This window comes from Actinoplanes lutulentus (assembly GCF_003259845.1).
Lineage (GTDB): Bacteria > Actinomycetota > Actinomycetes > Mycobacteriales > Micromonosporaceae > Actinoplanes > Actinoplanes lutulentus.
In genome coordinates, this window is record NZ_QLMJ01000010.1 from 17560 (window position 1) to 29303 (window position 11744).

The following is an 11744-nucleotide window of genomic DNA, read 5'->3' on the forward strand; positions in this document are numbered from 1 at the left end:
AGGGCGATGTCATGCAGACCTTCACGAACGAAGCGGAGCAATCGGCCTACACCCTGGCGGAGGCGTTGAGCGACAAAGCGATGTCCTGCATGAAATACGCCGAGGAGGCGGGCGAGGCGTTCCGCTCCGGCAAGATGGCGATGCGCAGGCAGTTCAAGGCGCGCGGCCTGTCCGAGGCGGAAGCGGACATACGCTGGTCCGGCACCTCGCAGGCGGCCCGCGCGATCGCCGACAACAACTTCTTCATGTCACAGGCTTCGATGTACAACAACGCCGCGGCCGTTCAATACGCGAAAGCGCTGTACCTCAAGATCCGCTGACCTCGGCGCTGCCCAGGTGGGCTTCCTGCCCGGCCCGGTACCCGCGGATCCGCCCGCTGCCCTGCAACCGGCGCGGCGGTAGTTTCGCCAGCTTGGGGTACGTCTCGTCGCGCTTGAGTTCGACCAGATCGGTGCGGTCGACCAGGACCAGCTCGGCGCCGGGCGTCTCCGCCGCGGCGTTCTTCTCGGCTGACCACAGCCGCGCGCTGACCGCCTGGCTGTACCCGACCAGCCAGGAACGCCGATAGGCCGCCGGACTCTCGCCGAACGGCACCGGGCTCGCCGACAGCCCGTGCGCCGCCTGCACGAGCAGCGAGGTGAAGAGCAGCTCGACGCGTTCCAGATCGGCCGCGTGCCCGAACAGGTGGCTGCGTGCCAGCCCGCGCCGCTCCAGATGGACGACCCGGCAGCGCAACGGTGACGCGACGGCCGCGAGCAGGCCGGCTTTGTCGCGCGCATAAGGCGGGTCGATCGTGACGACGCGATCCCCGATCGGGTCCGCCGCCGGATCACCGACCGCGAGCATCGCCTGGTCGACGCCGTACTTCGCGATCAGCTCGGCGGCCTTCTCCGTGAACGCCTCGGCTTCGCCGGGCGTACAGGCAGGATCCTCAGCCATGGCGAGCAACTTGCGCACGCGGGCCAGCAGGCCGTCATTCATGGGTACGCGTAAAGCCCTTCACGCCGCCCGGCGACGCAGCGTGGCGACCGTGGAGCCGGCGAGCGCGAGCAGGCAGTCGGGCAGCTGGCCGTCGGCGATCGCGGCGCCGAACAACGCCTCACTGGTGGGAAAGTCGCCGTTCACATAGGCGCTGACGAAACGCGCCACCCAGCGCTTGTCGTACTGAGCTTCGTCGATGCCCGGGAACTCGAGTGTCCAGGCGCCGCCACCGCCGGGCATCTGCCCGACCATGGTCGCTGCCAGGCACCACGCCACGTCCCACGCGCCGACCACACCATCGCGGTCGACGACCGCGTCGAAGGTGTCGGCCACAGCAGCGCTGTCGCCGCTGATCGCACTCTCAAGGATCTGCGCGGCGTCGTCGAACGCATGCTGTGGTACTTCGGTCACGGAAGAAAAGGTACGTCCAACGGTCAAGGAACGCTCGTCGACGAGGTATTTCCCGCACCACAGTGCGAAGCAAACGCTCTCAGGCGCCGCGGAGCAGACAGGTGATCCGCGCGGTGCAGACCCGCTCGCCCGACTCGTCGGTCAGCACGACCTCGTACGTCGCCACGGCGCGTCCCCGGTGCACCGGCAGCGCCACGCCGGTGACCAGACCGGACCGGGCCGCCTTGTGATGGGTGGCGTTGATGTCGACGCCGACCGCGAACGGCCGGTCGACGGTCTGCCCGTGCATCACCGCGCCGACCGAGCCCAGCGTCTCGGCGAGCACGCAGGAGGCCCCGCCGTGCAGCAGCCCGTACGGCTGGGTGTTGCCCTCGACCGGCATGGTCCCGACCACCCGCTCGGCGCTGGCCTCGGTGATCTCGATGCCCATCCGCTCGGCGAGCGCACCACCGCCGCTGCTGGTGAACAGGTGCTGCTTACCGTCCTCCGCGATATCCACGTCGGCAGACGTTACCGCCGCACCTTGTGCGAACCAGCGACAGTCGTCACAGGGACGTGAGTGATCCGAAGTTGCTCAGGGTACGTGTAGGGCACGACGAGAGGAGCACCATGAGCGAGCCGCAGGAGATCATCGAGACGCGGGGCGAGTTCCGCGTGGACCTGATCAAGCAGGACGCGAACGGCGACGGACAGACCGACGTCTGGGTCTCGGACACCGACGGGGACGGCAAGCCCGACCTCTACCAGTTCGACACCGACGGGGATGGCCTGGTCGACATCACGATGGTGGACCTCGACGAGGACGGCAACCCGGACAAGATCGTGGACGGGGACGGCGGGCTGCCTCCGGTGGCCTGACCTGCTCAGCCGCCACCGAGCGCGGAGAGGGCCACCCAGACCACGGCTATCGCGACGGCGGTCGTGCCGACCGCCGAGACCGTGTGCCAGACGGAGGGTGTGCCCTCGACCGCCTCGGGGTGGCCCAGTTCTTCGAGGCGGGCCCGGTGTTCCCGCACCTTCGAGACGGTGTCTGCCATGCCCTCCGACCGGCTCAGATCGACCGCTAGACGGGCTTGGGCGCGCTGCAATCGGCGTACCGTCGCTCTGGCTCTGCGACCTGCTTGCGCGGCAGCATGCCGGCGCGCCGCCGCGCGCCGCGACCCGGAACCGAGCACTTTCAGTTCGTTCTCGGTGATCAGGGTGGGGTCACGCAGCGTGGCGAGTTTCGCGACGTAATAGGCCGCTTCGCGGTCGTGGGCACGGCGGACCAGATAGAGGATGAGCAACAGCGGCGGCAGGCCCTTGAAGACCAGCACCGCGAGCAGCGCGAGCGCGCCGTTGCCCAGGCCGTCGCGGAAGAGCGGCGAGTTCCACAGCACGTGCGAGGCCCAGGCGCCGAAGAGCGCGAGCGCGGCCATCCCGATCCGGTGCCGGCGGGTGCGGTCCGGGTTGACCACGAGGTACCCGATGCCGGCGCCGGCGAGCGCGCCGAAGAGCGTGTGGCTCCACACCCCGGCCAGGAAGCCGCGGACCAGGAACGTGGTGATCACCGGCTGAATCTGATCACCCTGCCCGGCCAGCGCGACCGCCCCGATCGCGAAGACCACGTCCTCGACGATCTGGAACCCGAGCCCGACCAGCGCGCCGTAGACCACGCCGTCGAGAACGCTGTTCACCTGGGCGCGGGCGATCAGCACGATGGCGACCACGCCCAGCGTCTTGGCGATCTCCTCGACCGTGGGACCGGCCAGCGCGGCACCCCAGTCGGCCGCAAAACCCGGTGAACCCAGTTTCGCGATCAGATTGTCCAGTGCGGTGCTCGCTGGGATCGAGACCGTGGTGGCCACCAGGCCACCCCAGGCGAACGCCACCACGCGCAGGCTCGGCGGTTCCCGCTCCAGGAAATCCAGCTCCGAGACGAAGAGCCAGAAGGGTACGGCGAGCAGCGCGAACAGGCCGGCCGCGGTGAGCGTGGCGATCGGGTACATCTCGAAGAAGCGCCAGGTGATCTGTGCGATCCGGACAGCGCCGGCGACCAGCAGGGCGATGACGACCCAGAAGGCCGGGTTCCGGACGAGCGCTGCCGCCCGGACGCCGCCGGGGCGGACCGGCTCGCCCATCAGCGGTCCTCGTACCGCAGCGTGCGGGTGCTCGCGTCGATCGCCGGGAGGGTGCGGGCCAGGTCGGGGTCGCCGCCGCTGACCGTGACCTCGATGGTGAGGCCGTGCGCCACGAAGACGGCGTACCGGCCGCCGCGGTTGCCGGCGGTGTACCCGCCCTGCAGACCGGCGAGCCCACCAGCAGTGGAGACCGCGAGTTGGGTGCCGGTGACCTGGTAACCACTGGTGCCGGTGATGCGCTGGCGAAGGCGGACCGCAGCCGCGGTCAGGTCACCGTCGAAGGGTTGCACCGCCACGGCGTACCGCACCGGGCCGATGCGGAACAGAACGGTGCCCCGGTCCTCTGCGGGCCGGGTCCCGGTGACGTCGAGCGTGGCGCCCGGCGGCGGCACGAGTGTGACGCCGGCACCGACCTCGTACGCCGCCCCGTCCGGGATGGCCCGCTGGGCGGGAACGGCCTCGTCCACCAGCGGCAGGCCGAACGCGAGGCCGGCCAGCACGAGGACGAGAACGAGCGCGAGGGGCAGTCCGAGGGTGCTGGGGAGGTCGGTGTGCTGACTGCGCGTAACCCTCCCCATCCGTCAAAGCTAACGGCGCTCACGGGCAGTTGTCCGGAGAACCTCTGGCCGCCCACAGTGGATGGACAATCAACCTGGCCGATTACGGATTTGTCCGTTTTATCGAAAGGTGCGGTGACGGCACGAAAGCGGTCAGCCATACTCCGTTGTCGCTGCGGTGGAAGACGTGGCCCTCGTCGGCCATCAGCCCGGCCGCGACGCTGAAGACCACGACGTCCGGCGACCGGCGGCGGCCCACGACCAGAGCGGTCGGCACGTCCGCCGAGAGGTGCACGTGGTGCCGGCTGCCCGGTCGCAGACCCTGCTTCAGGATCGCGTCGGTGTTCGCCCGGGGCGTGCCGTGGAAAAGCTCCGCGGGCGGCGTCGCCGGCGGCAGCTCCAGATCGATGCCGACCCGCCGGGAGTGACCCTGGCTGGCCCGGATCCGGTCCACGCCGTCCGGGCCGGGCGCGATGGCGAACCGCTTCTTGTCGTTCTCGGCCACCACCACGTCCAGGTCCTCGCGGCTGATACCGAGGGCGGCGAGGAAGGCCGGGACGGGCACCCAGCCGTTCGCGTCGAGGGTGAGGCCGGCGGTCTCCGGCCGGTGTCGCAGCACCAGCGACATCCGCCGGCTGAGGCGGACCTGGTCGCGGGTGAGTTCAGTCATGTACGTAACTCCATGACCGCAAGGTAATACGGCCGATCCCGGTCGTCGATCGATTTGAGCCGCCATCCGGTGCCGTCCAGCAGCGTCTCCAGCTCCGCCGCGGAGCAGTTCAGATAGTCGAACCACTCGGTGGCGACCTCCCGATAACGCAACCGCAGGCGCAGCTGCCCGCCGAGACGGCCACGCTGCCGGTTCCGCTCGTGGTACGCCACATGCACCGGGTCACGAGTCCCGTACGGGTCACTGCCCTGCGCCACGATCCGGGCGCCGGGTGCGGCCAGCCGGGCCAGGGCGGCCAGGAAGACCGGTGCCCGCTCGGCGCTCTCCAGCAGTCCGAGGTTGTTGCCGAGCAGCAGGAACGTGTCGTACCGGACGGAGGCCCGGGCGAACTCGTCCACGGTGGTGAGAACGGTGTCGAGCACTCCCCGCTTGCGGGCCACCTCGATCGCGCCGGCTGAGGTGTCCAAGCCGGTCACGGCGATGCCGCGGCGCTGGAGCTCGACGGCGATCCGGCCGGCGCCGGCCCCGATGTCGAGAACCCGGCCGCGGCAGAGTTTGAGGGCCCGGCGGTCGTAGGACTGCCAGTCGCCCGGCTCGTCGAGGTAGTGGTCGGCCGGCGCGCCGTTGATCAGGCCGTCGTCGCGCTCGATCACTTCGATGACCGGTCGCGGATATTTGCCGCCGGCCAGTGGCCTCGGGCCGATCCCTGTTCGTACCGCGTACGCGTCCCGGATCATTTCACCGAAGGCGTCGCCGATGGTCGGCTGCTCCATGGTCATCTACTCTTGAGGAATGGCCGGATTGGAGCAACTCGGATCCGAGAAGTACGTCCTGCTCACCACGTTCCGCAAGGACGGTCGAGCAGTGGCTACACCCTTATGGGTGGTGCCCGACGGCGCAGGCCTCGGGTTCTGGACTGTCGCCGGGAGCGGCAAGATCAAGCGGATCCGCAACAGCGGCCGCGTCACCGTTGCCGCCTGCGACATGCGCGGTAACCCGAGCGGCGAGCCGATCGAGGCAAGCGCCCGGATCGGCGACACCGCCGATTTCCAGCGGGTGGCCGGGACGCTCAAGAAGAAGTACGGCCTGATGGGCCGGCTTACCGTGCTCGGCAGCCGCCTCCGGCGAGGTGCCGACGGAACGGTCGTCGTGCTGGTCAGCTAGTGCTGGTCAGACGGCGCTTGAAAAAAGATCAAGCGGCCGCGCGACTTCTGGATCTCCGTCTCGTTGATCAGATCGGCGAGACAGAACTGAGAACTTCATAGTTACGAAGAAGGGGCGATCGCCTTCCCCAGCGCTCGCCCCTTGCAACGATGATCGGTCGGTGCGGTGTCAGTCGCCCTGACGCTGCGTCGGAATCTGCCCCTGGAGCAGGGCGCGAACTTCCGACTCCCGGTAGCGACGGTGGCCGCCCAACGTGCGAATTGCGCTGAGCTTGCCAGCCTTCGCCCACCGAGTAACGGTCTTCGGGTCGACGCGGAACATCGACGCCACCTCGGCCGGCGTTAGTAGCGGCTCAGGATCGTGCGTACGCGATGCCATCGGTCACTCCTCCACAGGTGCCTAAAAAACATCGGCCGGGGTCCCGCCGGCCGGTGCGTCTCTCATGGTCCGGCTAGTCCCCGATGTCCGACATGGGCCGAACGGACGAACGTCCCCAGATAGATGGATGAAGCATGCCCGATTTTTGCGTGTTTTATACGCCAGATAGTGTCGCGTTTAGTCCGATTATCACGGTTCGGTAGGCCCCGATTACGAAGAGTGTTCGCTTCGGGAGCGCTTCCAACCGTTGACATACGTACGGCTCTGTCCCATTTCCGCAGGTCAGTTGCATCGCTCAAGAAGTTGGACAGAACGCCAACGCGCCACCAACTTCTCGTAAGCCTCACTAGCTGACTCAGCGTCACCGCGAGAAAGTGCGGAAAGTCCGGCTGCCACCAATCCGGGTGAATCGTCCTCGGTGAGCTTGTCCTCCGGTAGGAGGTTGACGAGGCCGCCGTAGTCCAGCTCCACCACGGAACGTGGGTGGAACTCCTCCAGCCAGCGGGTACCCTCCTCGACCGCCTCCGTGATCGGGGCGTCGCCCAGCGACTTGCGCAGCACCGAGACAGCCCGGTGCGCCCGGCGGCGGGCCTTCGAGATCTCCGTCCGGTACCGCAGCGTCCGCCTGCGGGCCTTGAGCGCGATCTCCCGCTCCTCCAGGTCCACGAAGGCGAACCAGCGCAGCGGCACGCCCCACGTGGAGACCTGCTCGTGCACCCGGGGCACACCCTGCTCCAGCACCTTGGCGCCGCTGCGCCAGTCCTCCACCACAGCTCGGGCCTGCCCGGCCAGGATCGGCGGCACGAAAGCGTCGGCCAGCACGGCGGGAACGCCGTCCCGGGCACTCAGCGCCGCCTCGGCAACCCGCAACCGCAGGTTCCAGGGGCAGACCAGGATGGAGTTCTCCCACTCCAGCACGTACGCCTCGTCGGGCAGGTCGGGCAGCCTGGTCCATCCGGCGCCGAGCGCCTCCAGAACGGCGGTGCGCTGACGGACCGGGCCTTCGACGGGGCCGAGATCTCGGCCCTCCTTGGCGTAACGGCGCCAGAACGACTGCCGTTCGCGATCAAAGGCGGTCAGTGGCTCGTATACCCGTAGGTACGACGCGAACAGTGACGGCACGGCGCGATCCTTTCACGAATCCAGCCGGGTGGAACTTCCCGCGCGGACGTAATCGACGCGCCGCCCGCACTACTAGGCTCGGAAATGCCGGCACACCCCCGCCGGCGTGTGGCCCCACGAAGGCCGATCAATAGATCAGGAGAACAGCGATGGACGTGTTCGACACCGACGGGCACGAACAGGTCGTCTTCTGCCAGGACCGGGCAACCGGCCTGAAGGCGATCATCGGTATCTACTCGACGGCGCTCGGCCCGGCGCTCGGCGGTACGCGTTTCTACCCGTACGAGAACGAGGCGGCCGCTCTCGCCGACGTTCTGAAGCTGTCCCGCGGCATGGCGTACAAGAACGCGATGGCCGGCCTCGACCTGGGCGGCGGCAAAGCGGTGATCTGGGGCGACCCGGCCCGGGTGAAGTCCGAGGGCCTGCTGCGCGCCTACGGCCGCTTCGTCGAGTCGCTGCGCGGCCGCTACTACACCGCCTGTGACGTCGGCACGTACGTGCAGGACATGGACGTGGTGGCCCGGGAGACCAAGTTCGTGACCGGCCGCAGCGTGGAGCACGGCGGCGCCGGCGATTCCTCGGTGCTGACCGCCTGGGGCGTCTTCCAGGGCATGCGCGCCGCCGCTGAGCACACCTGGGGCACTCCGTCGCTGCGTGGCCGCACCGTGGGCGTCGCGGGCCTCGGCAAGGTCGGCAAGTACCTCACCGGTCATCTGGTGGAGGACGGCGCGTCCGTGATCGCCACCGACCCGAACGAAACCGCCCTGGCGTGGGCCCGGACCACCCACCCGTCGGTCCAGCTGGTGCCGGACACGGCAGCGCTGATCACCTCCGACATCGACGTCTACGCGCCCTGCGCCCTCGGCGGCGCCCTGGACGACGACACAGTGCCGGTCCTGCGGGCCAAGGTGGTCACCGGGGCCGCCAACAACCAGCTGGCACACACCGGCATCGGCAAGCTCCTGGAGGAGCACGGGATCCTCTACACGCCGGATTACGTGGTGAACGCCGGCGGCGTGATCCAGGTGGCCGACGAGATCGAGGGCTTCAACTTCGAGCGGGCGAAACTCCGGGCGACCGGGATCTTCGAGACCACCCGCCGGATCCTCCAGCTCGCCGGCGACGAGGGTGTTCCGCCCGCCGTCGCCGCCGACCGGCTCGCCGAACGACGCATGGCCGAGGTCGGGCGTCTGCGCTCGATCTACCTCAACTAGGACGCTCGGACACCTGCCGCGCGCCTGTGGAGAGGCCAAACCGCGACGCGCGGCAGTGTCACACGCAACCCGAGGTGCCGAACGCGCCGTCGTCCATGTACCGTAAGACCCACGAGAGATGCCTGACGTCATCGGGGCCCGCCTTCGGGCTGCCCCGAATTCTGTGCGAGGGGGTCGAGCCATGGGGCGCGGCCGTGCTAAGGCCAAGCAGACGAAGGTGGCGCGGGAGTTGAAGTATCACTCCCCGAACACCGACCTCACCGCCTTGCAGCGCGAACTGGCGAGTGCCGGTAAGTCGAATCATCATTTCGACGACGACAACGACGAGCTCGTCGATGATGATGAGGACGACGATGATGACGCGGATGACGACCGGGATACCTGGTCGCCGACAAGGCGCTGACCCGCAGTAGCACAGAGCACGCGGCATAGCCGCGTGCTCCGGTGAGTCGTGGTCGAACATTTTTACGGTTGAACCGAAGCCCACGCGGGCGAACCTCGCGTGGGCTTCGACCGGACAGGCCTCAGCGCGGCCGGTTGTTCCAGTTGTAAAACGTAGGAATGTTCTCGAAGTGGTTCCAGGCGCACACAGCCGAGCCGCTATCTGACGCTGTCTGCTCGGCCCTTTGCTGCCGGGCCACGTCCGCCTCCGCGATGAGAGCGGTCAGGCCGGCCCGGGTCTCGTGCAGCCGTGCCGTCACCGGATCCTCCACGCCGTCAGACAGCCGTGGCTTCATGATCTCGGGCATGGTCCAGCACTCCCTCCAGTAGGCGAATCTTGCTGTTCCGGCAGTGGTCCGTCTCCGTGACGTCGAACCTGCCGTGTTCGAAATAGCGGTTGGCCGCGTGCGCGCCACCGCAGAAGCCGAAATAGGGGCAGCTCGTCCGGCATGCCTCGATGCCGCGCAGGAACTCGCCTATCCACGGCGTGGCCGCCGCCCCGGCCAGGATCTCGGCCAAGGGCGTCCGCAGCACGTTACCGCTGGAGAAGTCGCCGTACCTCGGATCGGAGAAGCCGGCCAGCTCGGGCGAGAGCAGCACGACCGAGCCGTCGTACGCCACGGTCGGGATCGGGTCCAGCTGCCGGGGCAGCAGCTCGTCCGCGCTGCCGTCGAGGACCGCTGCGGCGTACCTCAGCGACCACTCCACCTCACGCAGATGGATCCGCGGCGCCTGCCGCCAGGCGCCGACCAGCTCCGCCCAGAACGCGCTCACCGCGGCCGGATCGCGGCGGTTGAGCCGGGTGTTGACACCCTCCAGCTCCTCCACGTTGATCCCGAGCACCTCGCAGCCCAGGTCGAGGAAGTACTCGTACAGCTCGGTCGCCATGCCGGGCTGCGGGTCGCTGACCACGCAGAGCGCCGAGAACGGGATGTCGTGCCGGCGCAGCGCGTCGATCCCCTTGAGGATCATGTCGTAAGCCGGGCGCTCCCGGCGGTCCACCCGGTCGCCGTTGCGCTCCCGCGGGCCGTCCACGCTCACGCTCACCCGCACGTCGTGCGCCTTGAAGAACTCGCACCAGGCGTCGTCGATCAGCGTCGCGTTCGTCTGCACGTGATGCTCCACCGCCGCCCCGAACGGCGCGAACAGCGCGGCCATGTGCTCCAAGCCCGCCGCCAGCGGCTCACCGCCGTGCCACACGACCGAAAATCTCTGGGTACGCGCAAAGCCCGCCACTGATTCCGCGACCTTCTCGGCGACCGCGACCGGCATCTTCAGGTTGTCCCGCCGGAACGGCAGGTAGCAGTAGCCGCACGCGAGGTTGCAGAGAGTAGTGGGCTGCATGACGACGTAGCTGGGCACCGCGGAGATGCCCCGCATCCCGCTCCACGCATCGGTCATGTCACGCACTCCCGTCCGGCACTCGCGACTCTAGGCCCTGCGATCCACCACCCATACGAAAGATCCGCATGTGCCGGACATCGACACACGCGGATCATTTCACGTTTTGTCCCGTTGGGTCAGCCGCGGGTGTAGGAGCCCATCATCTGAACCTCGCCGGTGCCCTCGATGACCTCGCCGACCTGCCAGGCCTCGACACCACGGCCGGTCAGGTACGCCATCGCCCGGTCCGCGTCGTCCGACGAGACGACGGCGAACATGCCGACGCCCATGTTGAACGTGGCTTCCATCTCGGAGTCCTCGATCCGGCCCTTCGCCTGGATCAGGTCGAAGATCGGCTGCGGGCGCCAGGTGGAGCGGTCCACCACGGCGTCCATGGTGCCGGGGAGGACCCGGTTCAGGTTGCCGGGGATGCCACCGCCGGTGACGTGCGAGAACGCCCGGACCTCGGTCTCCTCGATCAGGCCAAGGCAGTCCTTGGCGTAGATCTTGGTGGGGGTGAGCAGTTCCTCGCCCAGGGTGCGCTGGGTGCCGAAGTCGTCGACCACGGTGTCCAGGCGCATCCGGCCGGCGCCCAGCAGCACGTGCCGGACCAGGGAGTAACCGTTGGAGTGCAGACCCGACGAACGCATCGCGATGATCGCGTCGCCGAGCTCGACCCGCTCCTTGCCGAGGATCTCGCTCTCCTCGACCACGCCGACACCGGTCGCCGAGACGTCGTACTCATCCGGGCGCAGAACGCCGGGGTGCTCGGCGGTCTCGCCACCGAGCAGGGCGCAACCCGCGTAACGGCAGCCGTCCGCGATGCCCGCGCCGATCTCCGCGACCTTGTCCGGCACGACCTCGCCACAGGCGATGTAGTCGAGCAGGAACAGCGGCTCGGCGCCACAGGCCACCAGGTCGTCGACGACCATGGCGACCAGGTCGATGCCGATCGTGTCGTGGATGTCGAGCTGCTGCGCGATGACCAGCTTGGTGCCGACGCCGTCGGTCGACGAGGCCAGGACCGGGCTCTTGTACTTCGCGGCGTTCAGCTTGAACAGGCCGGAGAAGCCGCCGAGGTCACCCATGACCTCGGGCCGGGTGGTCTTCTTCACCTTCGACTTGAGCAGCTCGACCGCACGGTCACCCGCGTGGATCGAGACACCCGCGTCCGCGTACGTCGCCGAGCGCTTGCGCGGTCCACGGCCGCCACCGGCCGTCCACAGCTGGCGGTCCGCGCCTTCAGCGCCGTTCGATCCGGCACCACTGCGCTCGGACACGTGCGTCACGGTTCTCCCCTTTA

The 11744-nt window shown here is 68.5% G+C and carries 17 protein-coding genes; 5 read left to right on the forward strand and 12 right to left on the reverse strand.

The annotated features are described in order from the left end of the window. Positions 1-11 precede the first annotated feature (11 nt). The gene (locus B0I29_RS21465) at positions 12-320 is read left to right on the forward strand and encodes a hypothetical protein (RefSeq protein WP_111650838.1); all 309 of its coding nucleotides are present in this window, start codon (positions 12-14) and stop codon (positions 318-320) included. Here the strand turns inward: B0I29_RS21465 and B0I29_RS21470 are convergent. From B0I29_RS21470 to B0I29_RS21480, 3 genes are all read right to left on the reverse strand, one after another. Beyond that, a complete protein-coding gene (locus B0I29_RS21470) occupies positions 307-981 on the reverse strand; it encodes a DUF2786 domain-containing protein (RefSeq protein ID WP_111650839.1) in 675 nt (224 codons plus the stop codon). The genes B0I29_RS21465 and B0I29_RS21470 overlap by 14 nt on opposite strands. An 18-nt stretch (positions 982-999) precedes the next feature. Further along, complete coding sequence (locus B0I29_RS21475) at positions 1000-1392, reverse strand: hypothetical protein (RefSeq protein ID WP_111650840.1); 393 nt, start codon at positions 1390-1392, stop codon at positions 1000-1002. A 79-nt stretch (positions 1393-1471) separates the two neighbouring features. Beyond that, the gene (locus tag B0I29_RS21480) at positions 1472-1822 is read right to left on the reverse strand and encodes a hotdog fold thioesterase (RefSeq protein ID WP_111651061.1); all 351 of its coding nucleotides are present in this window, start codon (positions 1820-1822) and stop codon (positions 1472-1474) included. A 179-nt stretch (positions 1823-2001) separates the two neighbouring features. Between B0I29_RS21480 and B0I29_RS21485 the strand changes: the two genes are divergently transcribed. Continuing rightward, positions 2002-2250 (forward strand): hypothetical protein, encoded by a 249-nt coding sequence (locus B0I29_RS21485; RefSeq protein WP_111650841.1) that lies wholly within the window; start codon positions 2002-2004, stop codon positions 2248-2250. A gap of 5 nt (positions 2251-2255) precedes the next feature. Here B0I29_RS21485 and B0I29_RS21490 read toward each other — a convergent pair whose 3' ends face one another. The 4 genes from B0I29_RS21490 to B0I29_RS21505 all read right to left on the reverse strand — a co-directional run bounded on the left by B0I29_RS21490 (position 2256) and on the right by B0I29_RS21505 (position 5512). Next, positions 2256-3512, reverse strand: a complete 1257-nt coding sequence (locus B0I29_RS21490) for a PrsW family intramembrane metalloprotease (protein ID WP_111650842.1) — start codon at positions 3510-3512, stop codon at positions 2256-2258. Beyond that, positions 3512-4090 (reverse strand): hypothetical protein, encoded by a 579-nt coding sequence (locus tag B0I29_RS21495; RefSeq protein ID WP_111650843.1) that lies wholly within the window; start codon positions 4088-4090, stop codon positions 3512-3514. The genes B0I29_RS21490 and B0I29_RS21495 overlap by 1 nt, the downstream gene beginning before the upstream one ends. An 82-nt stretch (positions 4091-4172) precedes the next feature. Then, positions 4173-4739 carry an RNA 2'-phosphotransferase gene (locus tag B0I29_RS21500; RefSeq protein ID WP_111650844.1) on the reverse strand — a complete coding sequence of 189 codons (567 nt, stop codon included), beginning with the start codon at positions 4737-4739 and terminating at the stop codon, positions 4173-4175. Then, positions 4736-5512 (reverse strand): class I SAM-dependent methyltransferase, encoded by a 777-nt coding sequence (locus B0I29_RS21505; protein ID WP_375790621.1) that lies wholly within the window; start codon positions 5510-5512, stop codon positions 4736-4738. The genes B0I29_RS21500 and B0I29_RS21505 overlap by 4 nt, the downstream gene beginning before the upstream one ends. Positions 5513-5531: 19 nt before the next feature. Between B0I29_RS21505 and B0I29_RS21510 the strand changes: the two genes are divergently transcribed. Continuing rightward, positions 5532-5903, forward strand: a complete 372-nt coding sequence (locus B0I29_RS21510; protein WP_111650846.1) for a PPOX class F420-dependent oxidoreductase — start codon at positions 5532-5534, stop codon at positions 5901-5903. A gap of 168 nt (positions 5904-6071) precedes the next feature. Here the strand turns inward: B0I29_RS21510 and B0I29_RS21515 are convergent, their stop codons facing one another. Both B0I29_RS21515 and B0I29_RS21520 read right to left on the reverse strand, forming a co-directional pair. After that, complete coding sequence (locus B0I29_RS21515) at positions 6072-6281, reverse strand: BldC family transcriptional regulator (protein ID WP_014687221.1); 210 nt, start codon at positions 6279-6281, stop codon at positions 6072-6074. Positions 6282-6563: 282 nt separating this feature from the next. Next, positions 6564-7403: a DUF8083 family protein gene (locus B0I29_RS21520; RefSeq protein WP_111650847.1), complete on the reverse strand. Its 840-nt coding sequence runs from the start codon at positions 7401-7403 to the stop codon at positions 6564-6566. A 149-nt stretch (positions 7404-7552) separates the two neighbouring features. Here B0I29_RS21520 and B0I29_RS21525 point away from each other — a divergent pair, with 149 nt between their 5' ends. After that, positions 7553-8617, forward strand: a complete 1065-nt coding sequence (locus B0I29_RS21525) for a Glu/Leu/Phe/Val family dehydrogenase (RefSeq protein WP_111650848.1) — start codon at positions 7553-7555, stop codon at positions 8615-8617. A gap of 181 nt (positions 8618-8798) precedes the next feature. Further along, complete coding sequence (locus B0I29_RS21530; RefSeq protein ID WP_111650849.1) at positions 8799-9020, forward strand: DUF3073 domain-containing protein; 222 nt, start codon at positions 8799-8801, stop codon at positions 9018-9020. A gap of 121 nt (positions 9021-9141) precedes the next feature. Here the strand turns inward: B0I29_RS21530 and amcA are convergent, their stop codons facing one another. The 3 genes from amcA to purM form a co-directional block, all read right to left on the reverse strand. Beyond that, on the reverse strand, positions 9142-9366 hold the full coding sequence (amcA, locus tag B0I29_RS21535; protein ID WP_245972665.1) for a multiple cyclophane-containing RiPP AmcA: 225 nt from the start codon (positions 9364-9366) through the stop codon (positions 9142-9144). Next, positions 9335-10438: a cyclophane-forming radical SAM peptide maturase AmcB gene (gene amcB, locus B0I29_RS21540; RefSeq protein ID WP_311733595.1), complete on the reverse strand. Its 1104-nt coding sequence runs from the start codon at positions 10436-10438 to the stop codon at positions 9335-9337. Before amcB ends, amcA begins: the two co-directional genes overlap by 32 nt. A 140-nt stretch (positions 10439-10578) precedes the next feature. Then, the gene (purM, locus tag B0I29_RS21545) at positions 10579-11730 is read right to left on the reverse strand and encodes a phosphoribosylformylglycinamidine cyclo-ligase (RefSeq protein ID WP_111650850.1); all 1152 of its coding nucleotides are present in this window, start codon (positions 11728-11730) and stop codon (positions 10579-10581) included. Between the last annotated feature and the right edge of the window lie 14 nt (positions 11731-11744).